Source organism: Acidovorax sp. KPB24-07 (assembly GCF_057543315.1).
This window is the reverse complement of record NZ_BAAJYS010000006.1, coordinates 1-21,249: the sequence shown is the minus strand read 5'-3', so window position 1 is coordinate 21,249 and position 21,249 is coordinate 1. Positions and strand designations below refer to the sequence as shown.

At 58.8% G+C, this 21,249-nt stretch carries 16 protein-coding genes, 1 tRNA gene and 1 pseudogene; 5 read left to right on the top strand and 13 right to left on the bottom strand.

From position 1 onward, the window contains the following. Positions 1-8: 8 nt before the first annotated feature. From AC27IQ_RS01890 to AC27IQ_RS01845, 10 genes are all read right to left on the bottom strand, one after another. Positions 9-1,616 (bottom strand): hypothetical protein, encoded by a 1,608-nt coding sequence (locus AC27IQ_RS01890; protein WP_487087813.1) that lies wholly within the window; start codon positions 1,614-1,616, stop codon positions 9-11. Between the two features lie 33 nt (positions 1,617-1,649). Beyond that, the gene (locus AC27IQ_RS01885) at positions 1,650-3,494 is read right to left on the bottom strand and encodes a GmrSD restriction endonuclease domain-containing protein (protein WP_487087811.1); all 1,845 of its coding nucleotides are present in this window, start codon (positions 3,492-3,494) and stop codon (positions 1,650-1,652) included. Beyond that, positions 3,491-4,924 (bottom strand): type II restriction endonuclease subunit M, encoded by a 1,434-nt coding sequence (locus tag AC27IQ_RS01880; RefSeq protein WP_487087809.1) that lies wholly within the window; start codon positions 4,922-4,924, stop codon positions 3,491-3,493. Before AC27IQ_RS01880 ends, AC27IQ_RS01885 begins: the two co-directional genes overlap by 4 nt. Positions 4,925-5,427: 503 nt before the next feature. After that, positions 5,428-7,710 (bottom strand): Eco57I restriction-modification methylase domain-containing protein, encoded by a 2,283-nt coding sequence (locus tag AC27IQ_RS01875; protein WP_487087807.1) that lies wholly within the window; start codon positions 7,708-7,710, stop codon positions 5,428-5,430. Positions 7,711-7,712: 2 nt separating this feature from the next. Then, a complete protein-coding gene (brxC, locus tag AC27IQ_RS01870) occupies positions 7,713-11,360 on the bottom strand; it encodes a BREX system P-loop protein BrxC (RefSeq protein WP_487087805.1) in 3,648 nt (1,215 codons plus the stop codon). Between the two features lie 20 nt (positions 11,361-11,380). Next, positions 11,381-11,953, bottom strand: coding sequence for a BREX protein BrxB domain-containing protein (locus AC27IQ_RS01865; RefSeq protein ID WP_487087803.1), 573 nt, complete (start codon positions 11,951-11,953; stop codon positions 11,381-11,383). After that, entirely contained in the window at positions 11,934-12,719 is a 786-nt protein-coding gene (locus AC27IQ_RS01860; protein WP_487087801.1) for a BrxA family protein, read from the bottom strand. Before AC27IQ_RS01860 ends, AC27IQ_RS01865 begins: the two co-directional genes overlap by 20 nt. Next, positions 12,716-13,213: a BrxE family protein gene (locus AC27IQ_RS01855; RefSeq protein ID WP_487087799.1), complete on the bottom strand. Its 498-nt coding sequence runs from the start codon at positions 13,211-13,213 to the stop codon at positions 12,716-12,718. Before AC27IQ_RS01855 ends, AC27IQ_RS01860 begins: the two co-directional genes overlap by 4 nt. Positions 13,214-13,524: 311 nt before the next feature. Continuing rightward, complete coding sequence (locus tag AC27IQ_RS01850; RefSeq protein WP_487087797.1) at positions 13,525-14,910, bottom strand: hypothetical protein; 1,386 nt, start codon at positions 14,908-14,910, stop codon at positions 13,525-13,527. 293 nt (positions 14,911-15,203) lie between these two features. Next, complete coding sequence (locus AC27IQ_RS01845) at positions 15,204-15,509, bottom strand: helix-turn-helix transcriptional regulator (RefSeq protein WP_487087795.1); 306 nt, start codon at positions 15,507-15,509, stop codon at positions 15,204-15,206. 432 nt (positions 15,510-15,941) lie between these two features. On the opposite strand from AC27IQ_RS01845, the gene AC27IQ_RS01840 reads away from it, so the two are divergent. The 5 genes from AC27IQ_RS01840 (at position 15,942) to AC27IQ_RS01820 (ending at position 19,609) form a co-directional block, all read left to right on the top strand. After that, positions 15,942-16,550, top strand: a complete 609-nt coding sequence (locus AC27IQ_RS01840; RefSeq protein ID WP_487087793.1) for a hypothetical protein — start codon at positions 15,942-15,944, stop codon at positions 16,548-16,550. A 681-nt stretch (positions 16,551-17,231) separates the two neighbouring features. Then, entirely contained in the window at positions 17,232-17,558 is a 327-nt protein-coding gene (locus AC27IQ_RS01835) for a type I restriction endonuclease subunit M (protein ID WP_487087791.1), read from the top strand. A gap of 3 nt (positions 17,559-17,561) precedes the next feature. Then, a complete protein-coding gene (locus AC27IQ_RS01830; RefSeq protein WP_487087789.1) occupies positions 17,562-18,173 on the top strand; it encodes a hypothetical protein in 612 nt (203 codons plus the stop codon). A gap of 156 nt (positions 18,174-18,329) precedes the next feature. Next, complete coding sequence (locus AC27IQ_RS01825) at positions 18,330-19,445, top strand: hypothetical protein (protein ID WP_487087787.1); 1,116 nt, start codon at positions 18,330-18,332, stop codon at positions 19,443-19,445. Then, on the top strand, positions 19,427-19,609 hold the full coding sequence (locus AC27IQ_RS01820; RefSeq protein WP_487087785.1) for a hypothetical protein: 183 nt from the start codon (positions 19,427-19,429) through the stop codon (positions 19,607-19,609). Before AC27IQ_RS01825 ends, AC27IQ_RS01820 begins: the two co-directional genes overlap by 19 nt. Before the next feature lie 145 nt (positions 19,610-19,754). Here AC27IQ_RS01820 and AC27IQ_RS01815 read toward each other — a convergent pair. The 3 genes and pseudogenes from AC27IQ_RS01815 to AC27IQ_RS01805 all read right to left on the bottom strand — a co-directional run. Then, a tRNA-Ser gene (locus tag AC27IQ_RS01815) sits at positions 19,755-19,844 on the bottom strand. A 60-nt stretch (positions 19,845-19,904) separates the two neighbouring features. After that, positions 19,905-20,826 (bottom strand): annotated as a pseudogene (locus AC27IQ_RS01810) (SPFH domain-containing protein). A gap of 74 nt (positions 20,827-20,900) precedes the next feature. Continuing rightward, positions 20,901-21,249 (bottom strand): NfeD family protein (locus tag AC27IQ_RS01805; RefSeq protein ID WP_487087783.1); only part of this gene is annotated, 349 nt, incomplete at its 5' end.

Here is a 21,249-nt window from a genome sequence, read left to right as displayed (position 1 = left end):
ACGGGCTTTCAGAAGTTCAAGTGTTTGCCGCAGTGACCGACCACCAGCTTCTTCTCGCTGGGCAGCCACTCAAAGTGGATGCGTAGCGTTTCGGCCTTGCTGTCTTTCACGCCGTGCTTGAGATGTTTTTCCATGACGAAGTCCCGGCCACGGTAGTTGAAGGTGCGCAACTTCTTGCCTTCATTGCTTAACGATTCCGATTCGTTGGCTGCGAAAGCGTTTTGCCCGAACACTCCCTTGGCATGTTGATCTCCCTTGCCATCCATCAACGCGGCCCAGTATTCGGTCGCGAGGGTGTGCAACAGCTCGCAGGCCTTGTCGGCGAGCTTGAATCCATTCCGGTCCGAGTCCTTCGCCGATGCCATGGCGGTCTCCAGAAACACCAACCGATCTGGGTACAGGGTTACCATCAGGTCCACCACCTTTTGCAGCGTCGGCTTGGAACTGACCAAGTCCATCATCTTTTCGCGCAGCGGCTCCAAGGCCTCCATGGCCCCATCCTGTCCGTCGTCTGCCTGCAACCCGCTCAGGGTTTGCTTCAGGTTGAAGATCTCCGCCTTCAAGTCTCGAACCTCTTCGTCCTTGGCTTCGAAGTCCGCTCTTACCTGTTTCAGGTCTGCATCCTTGCTCAACAGCTCTTGATCGGCAGCTTGCAACAGGTCAACGTACTCGGTCAACTCGCCCGCGTGGGCGCTACCCCTGGCTTTCTCCAGCAAAGCCGAGACCCGACCGTGTAGGATCGCCTGGTCCACCTTCGCTGGCGAAATGTGTCGCCAAGATGCCGGTAAATTAGTGCGGTGTGTGATGGCCGCCAACACCTCCGACTCCAGCGATTTGCCTCCGCTCAAGAGATCTGCAATCGCATCAGGTCGCATGAGCACCGTTTCACAGAAGCGATCCCTGTTTCCATGCCGAACCGGGAAGACTACGTTCACCGCACCACCAAACGCCATGTGTCGCCGCCCGACCTCTTCTTCGATGGCAAAAGTGTCCACCCCGCTGGGAACTGCCACCACTTCTGCCAAGCCCGCTAGCACCGAACGGAGGCGCTCAGGCTCCACCGGAAAGAACCCCTCGCGCGAGCAGCTGATCAACACCAGCGGGTACCTCCGCGCATCACGTTCCACCTCGTGCAAAAACGCCTTCGCGCTGTTTTCGTCCAGGGTCTTGACCACCAGACCGGGCGTATCTGCCGCCGGCCGACAGGCCCTGATGAGTTGCTCAACCAGCTTGGGGCGCGTTACCTGAATGGGAGCAGTCACTCTGGCGCTGACCTCATCGGTCTTGAGCAACAGGGAGCATTCCACGGGCTTACCCGCCGCTTCCTGGCGCAGACCTACCTCGGTGATCCATTTTCGGCCAGACACCATCTCGTCCCTGTGGCTCAGCTGCGCACTGAACAGGTATGGGTAGGTCAACTCCTCAGCCAAATTACCGGTGGTATTAGAGGTGAGGGTGCTGCCGTCACGGAGCTTCAACTCGCGGATACCTTGGGCAAGTCGGTCACCATCCACAAAACTTTTGGCACGCTGGCCCACCCACTTGGCAATGAAATCGATGATCTCGGCAGGCCCTCCCGTCGGTTCAAACCAAAAGCTGTTTGCGTAGATCAACATGTTTTTTTCTCCTCCCTCAATGGCAAGCCGACTTCAAGAAGCATCTGGCGCTGATTGGCTCTGCCAGACCTCTTCCAACTGAGGCGTTTCACCCGCGACCAACTTATTCATCGCCGCCACGACGAGGGCAGCTCTGCTTTGCAAGAACTGGGCGAAGTCCTCTTTTAACTTCTTCGTCAGGTCGTCCCCAGACAGCCCCGCGTAGTGCGCCTTGGACAAATGGTCGAAGGAAATCAAGTGCGAGCGCAGGCGCTCTTTGACCGTCGCCGCATCGGCAGCGGCCACCCGCTCGTTCAAATACTCCAGCGGATCCTTGCGACCAATGATCCGGTTGGTCTTCCAGGTGATCAGCGCGCAATTCAGTGCCAGGTAGCTCTCAATTCCGGCCTCAGACAACAAAGCATCTGGGAAGACGTGGTGGTACTCCCGTTTCTGGATGCTGTCGTAGGTGGCTGTTCGGTTGTCTGCAAAGTCGTTGGCGCCCAAATACAGCGACACCGCCAAGATCGCCCGCGCTTCGATGCCTGCTGCCTTGGGCCACCGCGCCGCCAGCAATGAATCCACGTCGGCCAGCGGGCTCTCTGCGCGGTTCAACACCGGCACAGTTGTCAGCTCTGCGTCGTCAAACGTCCGCTTTGCCAGCAAAGCCTTGATTGCCTTGAAGTCGGCATAAGCCCGCGACGCAGCGGAGTTTTCGTACCGATCGGAGAAGAAGGACGACCACAGGTAGCGCTTGAGCAGCTTTTCGGCCTTTGCCAAAAAGTCACCGTCCTCCGGTATCAGCTCATACGCCGCCGCGATCACAGCCAACACGGCGTTGGTGGGCAGGCGCGCTTCGTCAAAAATGCGCTCCCCTTCCAGAAAGCTGGCCATGCGGTCCAAACCCCGTTCCAGCTTAGGCCAGTTATCCAGCAGCGCACGCTTGTCCATTTCCACCATGCCGCGGGCATTGGGCAGCTTCTCCTGCAGCAGCGCCGAGGTAGCGAGGATCAGGTCAGACACATCGCCATAGCGGGACGCCTTCGGGTGCTTGGTCACCAAGGCGGCTTCGAGGTCGTGCAGAGACCGCTCGGCCACACTTTCCACCTCGGCCACGATGATGTCGTAAAGCGACAGCGGCTTGCTGTTGGTGTTCATGTTGATGAACACCTGCAGCGCCACGTCCTTGCTGGTATCCGACGGCAGCGACAGATAAGGCAAGTTGAAGTGCGTGACCCTCTCTCGGAGGGAGGTGATCTCAGCCTTGATCTTGTCGCGCATGGCCGTGTAGGCCTTGTACTTGGCAAGCGCATCAGGGTCCGTGTCTGACGGCTCCAATGGCTTGGTCGCCTGCGTCAACCATGTATCGATCTCAGAAGAAAGGTCGCCTGGCCGAAGCAGGTGCACCGGCAACAAGCCCCGCTCTAAGCATTTGGCGGGCTCATCGGCCCAGCGTGGCATCCGCAGCTGGTGTTTGTTGGTCCACCGGGGGACGCACCGCACCTCGGCGTCAGCGTCTTTGTTCTGATGGGTGCGATCGAACTGCGGCAGGTAGACATAGAAGGTCTCCCACTCGTAGTTGTTGTGCATGGACCGCCAAAAAGCGGTCAGGCGCTGCTGGCCGTCTAGCAAGTGTTGGGTGACCGTGCCGGTCGAGGCAGGCTCGGCGCTGACGATGTAGCGCGACTCGAACTTTTCAACCCCGGCCACTTCCAGGGCGAGTGTGACGCCCACCGGCAGGTTGCTGATAACCGTGTTCAAAAAGCTCGTGATGCGCCCGCGGTCCCAGGCCTCAAAGCGCTGAAACCGGGGCAACTTGATCATGCCCTGCTGAATGTGCTGGAACCACACGCCCAAGGTCCGGTCCTGAGCCCGGCTCGACTGCTGCATCACGCTCATTCAGCGTCCTCCTTCTTCGTTCTGCCCCTGGTTTTCTTGGGTGCAGCCTCTGGCTCAACGTACACATCCTCCAGACCATGCGCGATGGCCAGGGACTTATCGGTCTTGCACTTCTCGCGTACGCGCTCGGGCCAGTAGTTCATGGCCAGGTGCGCCCAGTCGTAGTCGCCCTTCTGCAGCTTGGCCCAGGTGTCTTTGAGCACCTTTTGCCAGGGCTTGTGGCGGAACAGCGGCCACAGAGGAGCCGCGGTGATCTGGACGCCGTCGTCGTGGTTGGGCAGGTACCGTGGAGCGATGGCCTGGAGCTGGTCGCGCAGGTCGGTCAGTTCGGCTTCCAGGGTGGTCAGGGCTTCCAGGCGCCTCTCTTCCTCTCGGTTACGAGCGCTGCGTTTGGCCTTCAGCCCGGCAGCTTCTTTCACCACATCGACGAGCTTGGGTTCGACGAAATCGTTGATGGCGGTGTACAGCGTCTGGCTGGTGAGGCTGGGGTAGTACAGCCACAGGGTGTAGCTGCCGGAGGCGGTGGACAGCGGCCAGTAGATCGGTGCCTTGCGACGGCTCTTGGAATACCGCTGCAGGTGGAAGGGGAAGAAATCTTTCAGCAACCAGCGGCGCAGGTCCGCTGGCACCGGCATGTCCACTCGCTCTAAAACATGCTCGGCGATGCGGACCAGGTCGTGCTCATGGCCTGGGTCATCGACCAAGATGCCTGCGTTAGGATGAAACGGTGCATCACCGTCGGGCAACATGCCTGGGCTTTTCGCCGGCAGTGGGTCGAAGGGCTCGGGTTCAGGCGGAGTGGCGCGCTCGCCAGTCGCAATCCGAATGTCGAAACGACCGAAGGCCACGCCGATGGCCCAGGTCAACAATCCAGCCGTCTGGTCGATTGACGGAGCGCCGTCTTCATCATCATCCTCGTCGTCTGCGCTTGAGTCGGCATCGCCCTCATTGGCTGCAAACTGGCCACCATGCACCTTAGCCCGGTCAGCATCGCTGAAGCCGTAGAGGTCAAATGCGATAACTTCGATCTCAGCCTGTATGCGTGCTAGTTCTAGTTCGATAGCCTGCGGGTCGTAATCACCAAGAGATGCACACAACGCTGCTGGTAGCGAAAAGGCATGGGAAACTTCATCGGTGGTGTCCAGCGTGCGATTTAGTGACCAAGCGCGTCTCGCGAGCGACGCAAGAGTTTCTCGCGTCGCGGCTCCCAGGGGCGGAAGCGGTGTGTTCTGTATCACGCCCACTTCAAATGAATGCGCAGCGCCACCAGGTTTCGCATCGGCGGCAGCAAGTTGCACTTCCACAAATGCGTAGTAGGCCGCACTTGAGCAAAGCGCAAGAGCCGACAGCAATGTGTTTTCATCATCGCCTGGAGCAATCACTGCGGGACCTTTACTACCAAACACGCATCCCTTGGGCATCACCCGCATGGAAAGACGACTCTTGGTTCTGAGCGCCCAGGTAAGGCCGGCCCGGAAATACAGTTCTCGGCTCGGAATAATGGCGTGTGAATATACGCGGTCAGTAACCCGCTCTGCCTCTAAGTGACGACCATTAGGGTGCCAATCGATAACCAAGCTCAATTCTGAGTAGAAGGGATGGTACTTTCCACCCTTCGGATGAACCACCCAGCGATTACAGCTTGACGATGGCTCCCACCAAAGCCTAATAAAACGAAAATCGTCATTAGAATTTACGCCACGCTTTGCCAATAAACCCGTTAGCTCACTCTCAAAAGCTGGAAAGCGCTTGAAAGCAGCTCGAACAGAGCTCCCAACCCAATACGCAAACGAGGTTCCCGGCAGATCGTGAAACGTGTCAGGGGAGCTCAAGAAGATTCGTTGATCGCCCCTATCGACCCTAAAATTCCGAACGGAGCTTCCAAGCGCTTCAAGCTTGTTTGAATCGGCAAGCAGATTTATGAATAGGGTCATTACTTCTTCTCCAGCACGTACGCTGATGCCTCTACCAGTGCATCATCCATGACCCCGAGCCCAAGGTCAGCCATCACCTCTGGGTTTGCCATACCGAGCACAATTTTTTGGCGCCACCTTTGAAAACTGGAGAGAAAGAAGCAGGTGCGAGAGGTAATGGCGCCAATGCGTCCTCCCGCACGCAGTAGTTCCAGACCTCTTTCGACCATGATGGCAAGCAAGTCGTTTTTGCTGTACTTGTAAGACTTAGCAAGCTGATCCTTGGTGTTTACAGCCAGCGCGCCGAACGGTGGGTTCATCACCACCACATCGAAGACCTCTCGGCACAGATCGATGAGCCGCAACCCCTGCAAGGCATCCTGCGCAAACAGCCGCCCCTGATAGGTCGACTTCGCTGCCTGCGCAAAGTCGCTCAATGCCTGGCGCAGCCGAGCCTCGGCTGCCAGCCAATCCGCCCGCTCCTCTTGGGCAAAAAGACCGGTGCCTTTGCCCACATAGACCTGGCGAATAAGGCTCGGTAACTCACGTTCGACCTGCAGCAGTACGCCCATCTCGGGCAGCCCCTTGAGCAGCTGCAAAGTCTTCTCAAACAACTCGGCGTCGCGGGGATCCAGGCTGGCCGCAAACTGCTGGCGCAACTCCCGCTCTGCCGGCGGGGCAATGGCAGCAACCACATGGCCGTGTCCGATCAACGGGCGGTCTTTGGCCTTCACGCCTGCTTCGTGCCAGGCGCGCTGGGCCCGCAGCCACAGCGCCAACGAGGCGATTTGGGCGGCGCGCGGATCGATGTCCACACCGTAGATGTTGTGCTCGATGATCAGGCGAGGTATATCGCGCAGAAATGACTCTTCGTCTGCGTAGGTCTGGCACAGGGGCTTGAGCGAAATCTGAGGTTGTGTCGACACATCCAGCGAGCCTGGGCCGTGCTGGTGCTCCCAGGCCCATGCCTCACGGTAGATCTCGGCAAACAGATCAAAAGCGTAGAGGCCAAAGTGCATGGAGCCGCAGGCCGGGTCCAGCAGCTTCAAAGTGCGGGGGTCGCGAACCACGTGGAAAGCAATGACGTTCGGTTTTTGCTGCGCGTCGTCCGCTTTGAGGCGTTCCAAGATGGTTTGGCAAGCACCCACGAACCAGCGCTCTTGGTAAACGCTGCCATCGCCACCATGGCGGTCAGCCCGGCAAATGAGAAACACACCGTCCCACAGCTCTTGCGTGGACAACGATTCATAGCGCTGAGCGCGCAAGGCTGCTTCAAGCCGCTGGAAATAGTCGCCCCAGGTGTCGTTGTGGTGGCGGTCGTAGGTGTTGACGCAGTGCGCAAGCTCGATCATGGCCTGCACACCGGCTTCGCTGGTGTCGAAGGCGGGCAGTTCCGACCACTGGCCCGCCTGAACGAGTGCCGCCACCGAGCCTGGGCGCAGGTCGTCTGCGTCAAACCGACGGAGAAACACATCACGAGGGGTGCAGAGCAGGTACTGGCAGCGGTCCTTGAGCGCGGTGGTGCCTTGGGTGGCTTGGTACCAGAGGCGGCCGAGGGTGTTGTCCACCAAAAACTCAACCACGTAACGAGGCGTGAAGAACTGGTTGCGAACGGCCAGCTCGCGGCTGTTGCGCGGGGCCTGGCTGGCCTCGCGCATGGCCTTGCGCTCTTCTTTCGAGTTGAAGTACTGGTAGATCCACCCGATGGTTTCGTCTTCAGCCCACAAGGGGGTGATGTCAGGGTGGTTCAGTTCGTCCAGCAGGGCGCGCAGCGCCGTCTCGCGCGGGAACAGCAGGCCGTTGGCCGCAAAACGATCGAACAGGCCTTGCAGCTCTTGCGCCAGCTCGTCGAACAGGCTGAATAGGTAAGCCTGATAGGCCTGCCCGGTTTCACCCAGGGCGGTGCCTGCCAGGCGTGCGTAGCTCTGAAAGCCTCTGGACTGGTAGGCCTTGCTGACGGATTCGAACAGCTGGCCGCGGGCTTCCATCATCAACAGCGCGGCCATGCGGTTGAGCACGGTAAAGGCCTGCTCGCGAACCATGCGGTCGATGACGGCGATGCGGTGCTCGGTGTCGTCCGCGTCAGCTCCCAGGTAGTGGCCCAGCACCTGGCGCAGCACTTGGGCGGTGTGGCGTTGGCGATCGTCTAGGTGGGTCAGTCGCGCCATGGGCGTGACTTCACCCGTTTTGGGGTCCAGGCCATAGACCTGCTGCAGCTGGATGCTGAAGTCGTCACTGAGCAAGGCCCGGCAGGCGTTGACAAGCTTCTGCAGGCGCCCCCGAGTGTTTTGATCGAACGCCATGCTCACTCGTCTCCCAGTTCAATGCTGAGGTCAAACGCGTGGGCGTACTTGAGTTCGCCTCGTACCTGTTGCAGGTTGACGATGAGCGTGTCCAGGTCTTCGAGTTTGGTGATCTGTCTCCGGGCCTTGAAGCTGCGCAACACGGGCTTGCGCGGCTCTTGGGGGGCACCGTCAATTACCTTGGGTTGAGCCGCCTCCAGCTCCTCCTTGATGCGTTGCTGCCCCAGCTTCTCAATGCGGTGCTTGAGGGTCTGCACCAGGGACTGCAGTTCATAGTCGGTGTTGAAGGTAACAGTCAGCCCGGTCAGGTCTGCCGGGGCTTGCACCACCAAGCGGTCCAGGCTGCCCAGCAGCTCGGTTTGTTCCTGCTGGGTGAGCTTGGACCACTCGGGCACGCGCTTGAGGTCCACCTCGGCGTCTTTGACGCGCTGCTTGATGAGGTCCTGCATGGCCAGCACTGTGTCGCGCACGCGGGCGCGGAGCGTGGTCAGGCTGGTGTTGAAGTCGGCCGCGTAGCGGAAAAAGTCCGCCTGCTGCAGGCGTTGCTGAATCAGGGCCAGGTCTTCTGACAACTCTTCTTTCAACGTGGCCAGCAGGGCCACATTGGGCAGGCTGCCGATGGTGGTGCAGTGTTTTCCCAGCTCCTGCAGAGTGGGCTCCAGGCCCTGCTCCAGCTTGAGCTTGACCTCTGCCGCCCACTTGAGGCTGTTGAAGAGTTCGGACGCTTCGTTGCCCAGGCGGCGTGGAGCGTCCGACGCGTCGGTCAGCAGCACGTCGTTGATTTCTTGCGTCAAGCTCTCCAGGCGGTCGACTCCAGGCAGGTTCAGCGCGCGGACCTTCTCAGTTAGCGGACCGTATTGGTGCTGCAGCTGGGTGAACAGCTTGGTGGTGACTTTGCTGATTTCGTCTTCCAGCGGAATGACGGAGTCGCCTGTCAGCTCGGTGAGGCTTGTAGCGGCACGAGCCAAGACTTCGTTCGACGGTCTGTCGCCACCCCGCAGCGCAATACCGATGCTCTTGAACGCGTTGTTGGTCTTGAGGGCGTCGATGGCTTGTTGGCCGTTGACGGTGACCTCGCGCCCAGCCACCTTGAGCTTGATTTCTCCAGCCACCAGCATGGCGGCCAGAACGTAGCGCAAGGTGTCGGGCGACCAACCGAACGGTGCGTCGCTGAACACGTCGGTCAGGCGCTTGCCTTCGACCATGCCATTGCGGTCGATGTAATCGCGGATGCTGATCATGGCCAGGTGGTCGGTGCGCACGCTGTGGCGCCCGCCCTGGGTCTGCACCAGGTTCAACGGGTCGATTGCACTGGTGATGCCTGCGAGGTTGCCTGTTCGCAAGAACTTTTCCGCCAGATCGGTGCCCGCGCGCACAGGCGCTTCGGCGTATCTGTCAAAGACCTGCTCGGCCACTTCACTCAGGTGTTTGCGCGCGGCCTCCAACAGATCGGCCGACAGGGTGTCCACCGCCACCACCTGGCCGCGGAAGATGAACGAGCCTTGCAGCAGGCTGCGCTGGATTTGCAGGCGCAACTTGCCGGCCAACTGTTCGGCACGGTCGGCCTGGGCGTTGCAGTACTCGCGAATTTCCTGGTCTGGGTCGTTGCGATACCGAGTGGCGATTTCGCGGCAGCGGAAGATGTCGGCCGTGAGTTCGTCCATTTCGGGCGTGGTGCGCCCGACCAGGAAGATGTTGAAGCGGGAGCTGTTGTGACGCGACTCGTCGGTGAGGCGGGTGCGCACGGTATCCACCTCTTTGGGGTCAGACAACTCCACCACGGTTTGGATGGGGTTGCGCTCACCCGCCAGCGATGCAGGGATGCCGCCCGCGGACTGCGACTTCAGCCCCGTGGACACGGCATACGAGCCGTGCAACTGCGTGGTGGGCAGCGGGGCGTAGACGCCGGTCAATGCTTCGTTGACGATGCGGCGCAGTTCTACGCCGCGCAGGGCGACCTGGCTGCGCTCTTGCTCGATGTTGTTCAGCTTTTCGCTGAAGAAGCAGAGGTTGCCGTCTTGTTCGCCAAACGGCACGATGGGGTCGTTGATCAGGTCTTCAACGGCCTTGGCGATGGCGTCTACCTGCGAGGAGGCGGACACGCTGCCGTGCATCAAGCTGGTGACGTTCTGGCGCGTGATGGGCAGGTTGCCCAGGATTTGCAGTACCGCGACTGTCTTGGCGATGTCCTGGTGCAGCACCGAATGGGTGAAGCGGATCTTGGTGACCTTCTCCACCGCTGCGTGCAGCGAGGCAAAGGCGCGCTTGATGTCTTTGTCCAGTGCGTCGAACAATGTGACCGTGGTGGCCAGCCAGCCAACGGGCTGCTCTGCTACGGCGGGCTTGCCTTCAGACCCGTCGATCAAGATGTCTTGCACCACCTTGATGGCCGACCGCAGGCCGATGCCGCCGGTGGACTTGGCCAGCGCGCCCAGAAGGTGCAGCAGGATGTCGAAATGCGAGGGCAGGAACGGGTACAGGTCGGTGAAAGCCTTACGGTCGAAATCTACGCCATAGACTCGCGCATCCACCAGCTTGGTGTTCTGGCGCAGCTGCTGGCCGAACTGGTCAAACAGCTTGCCCAGTTCGGCTTCTGCCGCTGCAGACTTGCCCAGCAAGCGCGTGTAGCAAATCTCTTTGATGTCGTTGGATTCGAGTGCGATCTGGATCGGGAAGCGGTCGTTGAGCTTGAACAGCTCGGGCGAGTTCAAAGCTGCCTTGGTGTCGTCAGCGGTCAGCGTTTGCTGAGCGGTACCCACGATCCAGACCTTGCCATCACCGATGTTCTTGAGGTTCTTGGCCAGGCCATCGAGGTTCAGGATCAGATTGGGGCGCGGCCCCACGTATTGCCCCACTTCATCGATGATGAAGATGATGTATTCCTTGCCAGAGGCTTCGCGGGCGATCTCCAGCATTTCGCGAACGCGGTCGTTCTCGAACACGACGATTTCGCTGGCTTCGGTGGTGAAGGACGTGGTCGTCTTGAACAGGTTGGGGTACAGCTTGTGGGCGATCTCCGGGATGAGGCTGTCCACCACGAGTTCGTCGTTGCGGTAGTTGGCCCATTCCTCGCCACCGGCCGTCTCCTTGAAGAGCGCCAGGAATTCGTCGTACCGCTTTTCCTTCTTGAGCTTGCGCTCCAGTGCGGCCACCTTGAGGTTGCGCGAGTAGCCCGCCCACTGAAGCACCTTGTAGAACAAGACGGTGGAGACTTCCTCCATGGTGGCACCTGCCACTTGCTCGCTGGCCAGGTCCAGCATCAGCACTGCGGCGGGGAAGCGTTTGGCCACGCTGGACAGCAGCGCCTTGGTGCTCTGGCGCTTCAGGCGGTCCTGCAGGTGCTGGATGAAGGGGACGCCATCGATCTTGATGCTGTCATCGAAGGCCAGGCCGAGGTATTTGGTGAACGAGCTCTTGCCCGATCCGTAGAAGCCGGACACCCAAACGCCCACTTCGTTTTCACCGCCAACGTCCATGGCGGCTTCCATCTTGAGCAGCAGGTTTTCAAACTGCTCGTCGATGCTGTCGGTCACCACGTATTCGGAGATTTCGGATCGGAGTCTGGCCTCCTGCGAAACACCGTAGGTGATGACCTTTTCTATGCTGCGATGGATGTTCTTGGATGGGTCGAAAAGCTGCTTGATGTTCATACTGTGATTCCCTGCCTGGATCAGCCACCCACGTGAACCGACCGGTAGTTACCGTCGTCTGGATAGAAGCCCAAAAATTTCAGCCGTGTCTTGCCGGTGCGCACGCCCGGGTAGAGGAACACGGTGGGCACATGAAACTTGCCCTGGAGCTTGCCTTCGATCACGCCGATGCGTGTGTAGGGGTGGAGAGCTTCCAGGTCGGTGACGATCAGGATGGCTTTGGTCTTGCCTTCCAGTTCAGCCAACTTGGCCTCAATGCGTGCCTGCAGCGCCCCGTTGCTGATGGCGTTGGCCAGCGAAGCGTTGGTCTTGTCCCAAGCCTGAGGGGCCTTCTGGTCCGCAGCCACCCAAATCTTGCGCAGCGGCGCCTTTTCGATGATGTCGGCCACGTGCTCAGCGATGGAGAAAGTAGCGACGTCCCAGCCTTCGTTTTTGAGCCGATGAACCCACGCTGGCGTCTCGCGCTTAACGTTCAGGATCTGGCTGGGCGGGAAGACCAAGTAGAAGATGGGCTCGAAGCTGGCGTGACCAAATTCCCGCCCTTGCTTGATACGCTCCATGAGCTCGTTGAAGTCAGCCTTGAGCGATGACATCGATCACTTCCTCCATATTCTTGTAGGTCCACCCAATGTGGACAACATCGGATGCCGCTTGGAAAATCAGGTGCCCCTGCAGCGATAGGCGTTTGAGTTGGTCCCTAACGTCGTGCGGCTCCAAGCCAAAGAGTTTCCAGTCTGGATGTGAGACCACCTGGTTGTCGCCCAAGCCACTGAACCGAAGCTCATAAGCCAGGTAGAGGGCCACCTTGGGTTGAATCCGGTATGGGGCCACGGAGCGCTTGTGCCGACCGGTCACCGTCAAGAGACCGTAGTCCACACAGCAGCCGACCAGGTACGAGGCGATGCGCTTGATCGTGATATCGGACCAAGGCTTCTGCGTCTTGCCTTCGCGCACGCTGTTGACGACAAAGGTGCGGGCATCTTCCAGCTCCAGGTCGTTCCGACCTGCGGCATATCGGGGCCAGAAAACTTCGCAAACAAAATCGGCCAGCACGAGGTTGGCCCGGGCCGTGTAGAGAAAGAACAGCTGCGCAAGCTCGGCCGACGAAAGCTGGGGGGCCAAGCGCTGGAGATTAGATGACACGCCAGAGCTGCGCAGGTACCTGGGCGCAAAACACTCCACAACAATATTGCGTAGGCGGCGAGCGGTGACCAAAGGGAACCGTCCAGAGGCGAGCGCAGCGTCGTACAAGGCGGGCGCTGACATGTCAGGTTGGTAGACCTCCAGAAGCTGCTTGGTTTCCTCGATCAGCCCCAACCCGGCTTGAAGTTGGGTGGTGTGGTACCGCGGATCGCTCACGCGGCTTCCTTCAAATAGGGGAAGGACTGAACCTGCTGTTGGAAGGCTGCCGCATAGACACCGGCGGCACGAGCCAAGTCTGCGGTGATGTCATCGCCCACCAGGCCCAAAAGCGACGGACCAGGGCTGACCGTTTGTGCAGGTGTGGCGAGCTCAGCCAATCGATTCAGCGCTTGCTGTCGATCGCCCAGGTGGGTTTGAACGCGCGTCACAAAGGCTTTGTCGTTGACCACCTCTTGGCAGGACTGCTCCAGCTCAATGGGTAAGCGGAAAAGGTGAATGGTCCGCCCAACGCCGATCACATCGTCATGAACCTTGGCGGCGGCGGCCGTCACGCCGTTGTACTGTGCCAGGAACACAGACCGGGTGAATATGGGAGAAAGGAAAGCGCCCGCAGTCGAACTGAAGAAGTCAGTTCCCCACCAATTGGCTTGCCACTTTTCTCCCAGGCTTCCAACTAATACGCGTAGTTCGACAATCGCTTCTACTGTCATTTTTACTCTACCCTCGTGATGCTTTGCGTGGTCAAGACGCTGCCCAAGAATAGTGCAAGATGAAGCGCGTGATGGCGAGCGGTTGAGATTTTCTGCAGCCTTGTAACCAGAGTAGGGCGGCGAGCGCAAGACCCACATCACCAAGAGACTCTAAGTGAGTAACGGGATCGCGCCGCCCCAGGATCACCCTATGCCGTGCTGAACTATCCTGCACTCAGCCGCTGGAAGGCAGACCACCTTCCAAAAGGGTATATCGCACCACGGTGATGGCACTGCCCCTTGGGGAAAGCCCAAGGGGCGGCACCCACAACTTACCCCATCAAGTTAGACACATCGCTGGTCGTCCCGTCCGAGGGAAAGTGCACCTGGACCCCCGCCTTGCGGAACCCCTCCAAAACCGCCCACAGCGTGGAGACCGGGATCGAGGCCGTTGTGCCATTGCCAGCAACACTGCTATTGGCTTTGCTCTTGCCTTTACTCGTGGCCTTGCCCTTGCCACGCACCTTCGCATCCCACTTGATCTGCGCCGCAGCAAGTGCCGCATCAACACGCTTGCGCAGCTCACGGTTCTTGCGCTTGACCGTGGCAGGCATATGGCAATGCGCCAGCAACTCCTTCGGTGGCTCAACCAACCGATCCAGCGACAGCAACTCGCTCAGCCCAGGGATCGCGATGCGGCACTGGGTCTTCCAGGGAATATCAATGTCGATGCGCAGGCGCTCCTGGATACGCTGCTTGATCGGCGACTTCTTCCACTCGCCTGACTTGAACTCCGGGAAGCGATTCATGGGCTTGCCCTTGAGGTGCCAATCGAGTACCAGCATGTCACATACCGACAGCTGACCAATATGGCGCTGCTGTGGCTTGTTGACCCGGTAGTCCGCATCCACCTTCAGCAACGTACGAAGCCAATCGAACTGCTGCTGATACACCGCCTTGCCCTTGGTTCCGCGCCAAGCGCTTGGCTTGCTCAGCCCGCTCTCCGCAAGGTATTTGGTGCTGAGTTTGATTTCCACCCGCAGCACGCGCTTGCCGATGGCGTAGATATCACCCGCCACCTCCGGCGACTCAAAGCTAGAAAACTTGTTCGGCTGGTTTCGATCCTTCACGTAGAACAATACCGAGCGCCCATCGACCTTGTTGATGTACCAAGACTGAGTATCCCCAGATGCGGAAACCCCAACCTTCTTGGAGATTTTTTCGCCGTGATTGCGGGGGGACTTCAGCACCACCCCCGCATAACGCTTGAGCTTTGATAGAAGGGTTGCCGCCAGCTTCGCCGACTCAAACTCCAAGCAGTAAGTCAGCGTGATCTCCTGAAACTCGCAGTGCTTCAAGCTAATAGTCTTCACATACGCCGGGTCGACGCCCCCCGATTCCGCAAGATTGATCTGCAGCTGGTATTTATGGGTGAGCGCAGCCTGGTAGACAGCATTGCTCATCAATACGTTGTTGCCGATCAGCGTTGCAGGGTGATTCACTGATAGCTGGTAGGCGTACACCTGAAAGTCACCATTCAACTTCGCAATGATCTTATTATTAGCCTTTGTTAGGCCCTTAATGTGATCACTCATAGTATTGAGGTGACAGACCTCTTTATTGTGAAAGATGATTCCATACTTTGCAGGAAAGTTGATGGCCCCATGCTTTTTGCGGGGTGCTGGCATATAGAAGATGGACGTTTGAGAATCAGACATAAAAGCTTTCAATTGTGATTTTGGTGCTTGCAACGATGCCCTTATGGGCGATATTGCATATCACGCAAGCACGCTACAGGTTGGTTAAATAGTTGGTCCGCTAGTTGATCCGCTCTAGTGGTTGATGAGTGGTTGGTGGTGGTGAGCTAGTCATAGTCAATCAATTACTAGTAACCAGCACATTCGCTTTTGACGACATCACCGCCAAAACCCTCAAAACCACTGAAAAACAGCTCTACGGCAGCATCAAATCGGGTTTTCTTGGTTTCCCGAGCGTTTGATAAATCCGCAATTTATGCCGAAGCAGAATGCGTCCAAAGTGAACCCGAATTCAATACTTCGCGCAGATCCTTAACTTGCCAAACGGCAATATGGCTACCCAGCTTTTTTGGAGCAGGCAACGCGCCGGATTTACACAAACGCCAAACGGTCGAGCGGGATACCCCCAGCAGCATCAGCACTACGGGGAGGCGTACGAAGGCCTGATCGGGAAGGCCGTTGAAATTGCGCAGGGGATCGGGAAGGGTGGGGGCCGACGCAGTGCGCTTGCGTGGCAACTTCACTTGGTAGGCCGTGACGGCTTGCAGCTTCTCATTCATGGATGAACTCCAGGTATGTGCTACGGACCAGCGCGACGTGCGCTGCATCCAGCCATCAGGGTTCACAGTTTTTTTTTCCGAATGTTGTTCAACTCCGCGCTAAGCCGCGCCACTGCTTGCTTTACGCGCATTTAGCTCAAGACGTTGGCGCGAACCATCGCGTGAAAAAAAACACTGCGCCAATGTGTGGAGAGGAAAGATGAAGACAGTGGCTCTGCTGGCGTTTTAAACTAAGAGGAAAGAGGAAAACTTCGGTAGTTGAACAATCCTTGATGCGCCCCAGCAAACAGGAAGGAGGCGCTCTCAGACCCTAAAAATTGGAGAGGAGAGATGCTCTCGCTGGCAAGGTGACGGGCGGAGCACCTGACGGGGCGACGCACTCCCGCTAAGTTGCCGCACACGTATTCATTCACCCTTGACCCATCACATGCCATGAATTTTCCGGAAAACCTCAGTCGCTTGGATTTAAACTGGACTTATTCGAGATTTATTGAATTGGCTACAGGTATTAAAAACCAGGATATCGCTGCAGCAATAGAAAAACCCGAAGGTGAAAGATCATCTCGACCGGTCGTCAAATTCTCTTTGCCAATCAAGTCGAGTGCAGATGAGGCCGAAATTGCCGCCAAAAACGATCTGGCTGTGGTTGCAGAAATTTCGAAGAGGCTACAGCCTTCTATTCCAAAATTGAATCCAGAAACCAAACTTAAGAAAATTACCTGGTACAGAATTTGGTTTGCTTTAGTATTCGATGGAATCCTGCCTTCAGAAAGACTCTTGAAAAGCTATGCAAAGTGGCGGACGAAAAAGGCGAGTCGCAAGTTTGAGGTTTCATACGTAGCCCAGGAGGAGACTAAATATAGCAAGTCAAAGCCAATTGATCTCTACATCCTAGGCGGCATTCCATCCGCCGAAGAATTGCAATTCGACATCAAGCTTATTGCGCCATTAATTTCGCATGCACCATCGGACATAAAGAACAAAAGAGACGCGAGAAAAACAATTGGGGTTGGGAATGTGGAATTAATAAAAACACCATAGAGAGGGCAGTAGGCTCCGGCAAGATAAAAGGTCTTTATAAATCGAAAAATCCCAAGGAAAGGCATAAATACAAAGAAAACAAAGATCAGCTTTATGATGAACTCGTTGATAAATTTGGCTTGAGGATCAAGGAAAGCGTATTTAAGAGGGGGATTGCATTTTTTTGTTCAAACCAAAGCAAAGTCCTCAAGTTAATTGCAGATCAAATACTTTGGCATGAGCGCCTATTCATATTAAGTGGTATAAATACCGATATCTCCAAATCAACAGTGCTATCGATGCCTGGGGAGCGAATGGCTGGCTACTTGTTGGATATTGATATAATTGCTTTTTATTGCGTTGATTTGGCGTTGTGATATAATGATTGCATTCGAATTGATGATTTGAATGTCGGCTATTTGCAGCCAAATAAAAAGCCAGTATCGAAATCTCCCGCCTGTATTCCCAGGTCGCATTCTCCCCATCCCCCTGCTTGATTTCCCTCGCGCCGTAACCCCACGGTAGCGTGCGCGCGGCTGTCGCCATGACAGCACGCGTGGCACCGCCGTGGCCGTGTCATCGCGGCGGTGATGGGTTGTGTGGTGGCAGATCGCGCCGGGGTGTGCTGGCGGTGGTGCCGAGCGCATAGCTGCGCTTCGTTCTTTTTCCTTCTCCCTTTCTCTTTTTCTCAGGAGCTTTCCCATGACCTCTTCGCCTGGTCAGGCCGCCGCATGCGCGCGTTACGAACAACAACGCACTCCCTTGTTCAGCTTGGGCACCGTGCTGATCACCCCCGGCGCAATCGATATGCTCGAAGCACTGCAGTTGGCACCGCTGCCGTTTGTGCTGCGCCACGTCGCCGGGGATTGGGGTGACTTGTGCCAGGAAGACAAGCAAGCGAATGCTGCGGCGCTCACTTACGGCAGCCGTTTGCTGTCGGCCTATGACATCCCCCCGAACCACAGGCTGTGGATCATCACGGAGGCCGACCGGCGCTCGACCACCTTGCTGCTGCCGGAGGAATACTGAGCAATGCTGCATTCCTACCATTGCCACCCCCGCATCAGTGCTGGCATGCATGGCCCCATGGTGGGCAACCAGCGGCTGCATGTGCGCCAGGGGGAGGTGGATGCCACTTGCGGCTACCACTGCGTTTTGATGGCATTGATGGTGCTGGGCCAAGTGCGGCGCAATGCGCTGATTTGGGACACCCGCGACGCGCGCCTGCAAGCGCTGCGCAAAGTGGCGCAGCGCTACTACTTTGATGGCTGCGAGGTCCAAGAGCTGCTGCAGCAACTGGCCCCCTATGCCGAGCAGGTGCACTGCAAGGAATTGCGCTCACGCGTGGCGGAACGCACCTTGGATGCCCTTGCCGGTGGAAAGCTGTGCTTGGTGTGCTTTTCTACGGAGCGCTACATGCATTGGGTGCTGGCCGTGGGCTTGCGCTTTGAGGCGGAGGAACCCGCCGACTTGCTGGTGCTGGACCCGGCCATGGCCCCGATACCGCTGGTGCCCTGGAATGCCATGCTGACCGGCTGGACGAGCAAGCAGCCACGGCGTGTGGTGGCCACGCTCAGTGAGCGCGTGAACATCGACGCGGTGTTGGTGCTGTCGCCTGTGATGCAGGCGCAAGAGGGCGAGTAGGCCGTTTGGCTTGTTTTCCTCGGTTTCTCTTTCTTTTTCTTCTTCCTGAACTTCCGCTTTCCGTAGCGCTGGGCTGTGAGCCAAGTGCCGCTGCTGCATGAGCGCATGGCGGGCGGGAGTTCGTTTTTGAGCTGTTTTGTTTGGAGGTGCTTTGCAATGACCGACGATTCCTTGATGCCCCCGCCGCTGGAGCGGTTGCTCACTGCGCTGCTGGAGTTGCCGCCCCTGCCTGGGCTGGCATCCCTACACGAAGCCGGTGATGGTGCGGCGCAGCTGGTGTTGGAGGTGGTTGACACGGCGCTGCACACCCCGCCCGCACAACCCCAGCGCATGGCTGCAGTGCGGTATTTCTGCAAACACGCCCGCCACCGCCTGGGCTTGGCGTCCTGGCGGGATCTGCAAGCCTTGCTGGAGCAGTACCCGCAAAGTGACGAAGGCGATGCCGAAGTGGCGCGCTTGCTGTGGGGTGTAGAGGCCCCTGAACATGCGCGGGCGCTGCGCTTGCTGGTGTGGTTCATGGCAACGTATGACATCGCCGAGCTGGGGCAGTGGCATGCGTGGATGGGCACAGCCGGGTTTGAAGAAGCCTTGCGGGAATCGCTCGATACGTTGGGCGCTGTGGCGGTGGTGCTGTTGTGGCAAGCCAAGTCAGGGCGCACGGACCATGCCTGGGTGCTGCGGTTTGCCCGCAGGGCGCTGGGGCATTCGGTCAGCGAGGGGCCTGCCATGCTGGCGTTTCGGGATGCGGCAGAGGCAATGGGAGTGCCGCAAAGGGTGCTGGCCCGGCAAGTAGCCTGTTGGGAGCGGGCAGCGATGGGTGTTGACGATGCGCCAGGCCTGCGGGTGCTGTGGTGGCAGTGTGTGGCCGAAGCGTTGCAGGTGCATGTAGCCCAGGAGAGAGGCATAGCAGCCAGCGGTGACGAATGGCGCGTCGAGTTGTCACCAACGTCGGCATTGCGTTACGGCGAAGCTGGCGTTGTGCTGGAACCCCAGGCAAGAGAACTGCAGGCCAACGCGCCTGTGGTCACAGCGCTGCGACTGCGCCAACGGAGTTGGGCACAAGGCTTGGGGCTGTGGCTGGAGATTCAGGGCGAGGGGCGGCTGTCGGCAATGCACCAAGCGGCCATTGCCGAGCGGTTTGAGGCGGCTGGGCACCGGGCGCGCAGTTGCGGTATGCCAGTGCAAATGGCGGTCACCAAGCCACATGGTTGGCGACATGGCACTGGGATGAAGCGGTGTGGGTGCCTAGGGATATGCTGGTGGCCGACGTGAAGCGCTGGGCACTGGAGACGGCGCTCAAGGCGACCGAGCACTGGCTGCTGATGTGCGGCATGGTGGCGCTGGCAGGAAAGCCGCAGGGGGCTGCACTGGCGCTTGGTACCGGGCTGGTGGGGGTTGATGTCAAAAGGGAAGCCACCAATGAAAAAAAGTTCTAGGGCCGGGGGCGCTAGAACTTCTTCAGGCTGGTGGGGGTGCCACTTCCTGAGCCAAAACTGGCTGAAAGTAACCGTATAACCAGCCGTATAACGGTTTGATGACTTGACTAAAAGTCTTTGAAAATCAATGACTTAGAGCTGTATCTGGCGGAGAGGGCGGGATTCGAACCCGCGGTGGGGATTAGCCCACACACGCTTTCCAGGCGTGCGACTTAAACCGCTCATCCACCTCTCCGAAGCCCGCGATTGTAGCAGTGGTTTTGGCCCGTTTTAGGAAAAACCGTTGAAGCGCCGTTCAAGGCGCGCGTTGGGTCGTTTGAACCATCTTCATGGCGGAGCCGATCAGGGCGGACACTTCGCTCATGTTGCTGGGCACGATCAGCGTGGTGGTCGCATCGGCGGCCACCTTGCCGTACGCGTCCACGGCGCGCTCGGCCACCTTCAGCTGCACGGCCTGTTCGCCGCCCGGCTGCCGGATGGCCGCGGCGACTCGTTCGATGGCCTGGGCGGTGGCTTCGGCCACGGCTGTGATGGAGGCGGCCTCGCCCTGGGCGTTGTTGATCTGCGCCTGCTTTTCGCCCTCCGACCGTGCGATGAAGGCTTCGCGCTCGCCGGTGGCGATGTTGATCTGCTCCTGGCGGCGGCCTTCCGAAGCGGCGATCAGGGCGCGCTTTTTCGCGCTCGGCCGTGATCTGCGCCTGCATGGAGCGCAGGATTTCGGCCGGCGGCGTGAGGTCCTTGATTTCGTAGCGCAGCACCTTCACGCCCCAGTTCAAAGCGGCCTCGTCGATCGCCTGGACCACCTGGGCGTTGATGATGTCGCGCTCTTCGAAGGTCTTGTCGAGTTCGAGCTTGCCGATCACGCTGCGCAGCGACGTTTGGGCCAGTTGGGTGACGGCCATGATGTAGTTGCTGGAGCCGTAGCTGGCGCGCATGGGGTCGGTCACCTGGAAGTAGAGGATGCCGTCCACCTGCAGCTGGGTGTTGTCGCGCGTGATGCAGACCTGGCTGGGCACGTCGAGCGGAATTTCCTTGAGGCTGTGCTTGTAGGCCACACGGTCGACGAATGGCACGAGGAAGTTCAGCCCCGGCGTGAGGGTGCCGGCATATTTGCCCAGCCGCTCCTTGACCCAGGCGTTCTGTTGGGGAACCACCTTCACCGAGCGAGCGATGAAGATGCCGGCGATGACGACGATGACGAGGGCAATGATTTCCATGGGGTCCTTTGCGATGGTGAAGATTGGGGTGGGCGCTTTGCGTTGCGTTGTGGCGGTGCGTGGGGGGGGCGGCCTCAGAGCTTGTCGACCAGCAGCCGGTTGCCGATGACTTCCGCCACGCGGTGCATGCCGGAGGAGGGGGCATTGCCGGGGCGCAGAACCACCGTCCATTGGGCGCCTCGGTAGCGCACCTGCGCGGTGCCGTCGGCGTTCCAGATCTCCACGTTCACGGACTCGCCCACATCCATGTTCACGTCGCGGTTGCTCGATGCGGGCTGGGCGCCCGGGTTCTTTTTACGGAACACATAGCAGCCCACCACGCCCGCAGACCCGACCGCGGCCGCGGCCAGCAGCTGCGCCGCGACCGAGCCGCCCGCGTGGGCCGCAAGGGCGCCGGCGGCCAGGCCGATGGCCAGCATGAGC

Excerpts from the sequence above, each read along its gene's own strand:
- AC27IQ_RS01890 (WP_487087813.1), bottom strand. The coding sequence starts at position 1,616 with ATGTTGATCTACGCAAACAGCTTTTGGTTTGAACCGACGGGAGGGCCT.
- AC27IQ_RS01885 (WP_487087811.1), bottom strand. The coding sequence starts at position 3,494 with ATGAGCGTGATGCAGCAGTCGAGCCGGGCTCAGGACCGGACCTTGGGC.
- AC27IQ_RS01880 (WP_487087809.1), bottom strand. The coding sequence starts at position 4,924 with ATGCGGGTGATGCCCAAGGGATGCGTGTTTGGTAGTAAAGGTCCCGCA.
- AC27IQ_RS01875 (WP_487087807.1), bottom strand. The coding sequence starts at position 7,710 with ATGGCGTTCGATCAAAACACTCGGGGGCGCCTGCAGAAGCTTGTCAAC.
- brxC (WP_487087805.1), bottom strand. The coding sequence starts at position 11,360 with ATGAACATCAAGCAGCTTTTCGACCCATCCAAGAACATCCATCGCAGC.
- AC27IQ_RS01865 (WP_487087803.1), bottom strand. The coding sequence starts at position 11,953 with ATGTCATCGCTCAAGGCTGACTTCAACGAGCTCATGGAGCGTATCAAG.
- AC27IQ_RS01855 (WP_487087799.1), bottom strand. The coding sequence starts at position 13,213 with ATGACAGTAGAAGCGATTGTCGAACTACGCGTATTAGTTGGAAGCCTG.
- AC27IQ_RS01850 (WP_487087797.1), bottom strand. The coding sequence starts at position 14,910 with ATGTCTGATTCTCAAACGTCCATCTTCTATATGCCAGCACCCCGCAAA.
- AC27IQ_RS01845 (WP_487087795.1), bottom strand. The coding sequence starts at position 15,509 with ATGAATGAGAAGCTGCAAGCCGTCACGGCCTACCAAGTGAAGTTGCCA.
- AC27IQ_RS01840 (WP_487087793.1), top strand. The coding sequence starts at position 15,942 with ATGAATTTTCCGGAAAACCTCAGTCGCTTGGATTTAAACTGGACTTAT.
- AC27IQ_RS01835 (WP_487087791.1), top strand. The coding sequence starts at position 17,232 with ATGACCTCTTCGCCTGGTCAGGCCGCCGCATGCGCGCGTTACGAACAA.
- AC27IQ_RS01830 (WP_487087789.1), top strand. The coding sequence starts at position 17,562 with ATGCTGCATTCCTACCATTGCCACCCCCGCATCAGTGCTGGCATGCAT.
- AC27IQ_RS01825 (WP_487087787.1), top strand. The coding sequence starts at position 18,330 with ATGACCGACGATTCCTTGATGCCCCCGCCGCTGGAGCGGTTGCTCACT.
- AC27IQ_RS01820 (WP_487087785.1), top strand. The coding sequence starts at position 19,427 with ATGCTGGTGGCCGACGTGAAGCGCTGGGCACTGGAGACGGCGCTCAAG.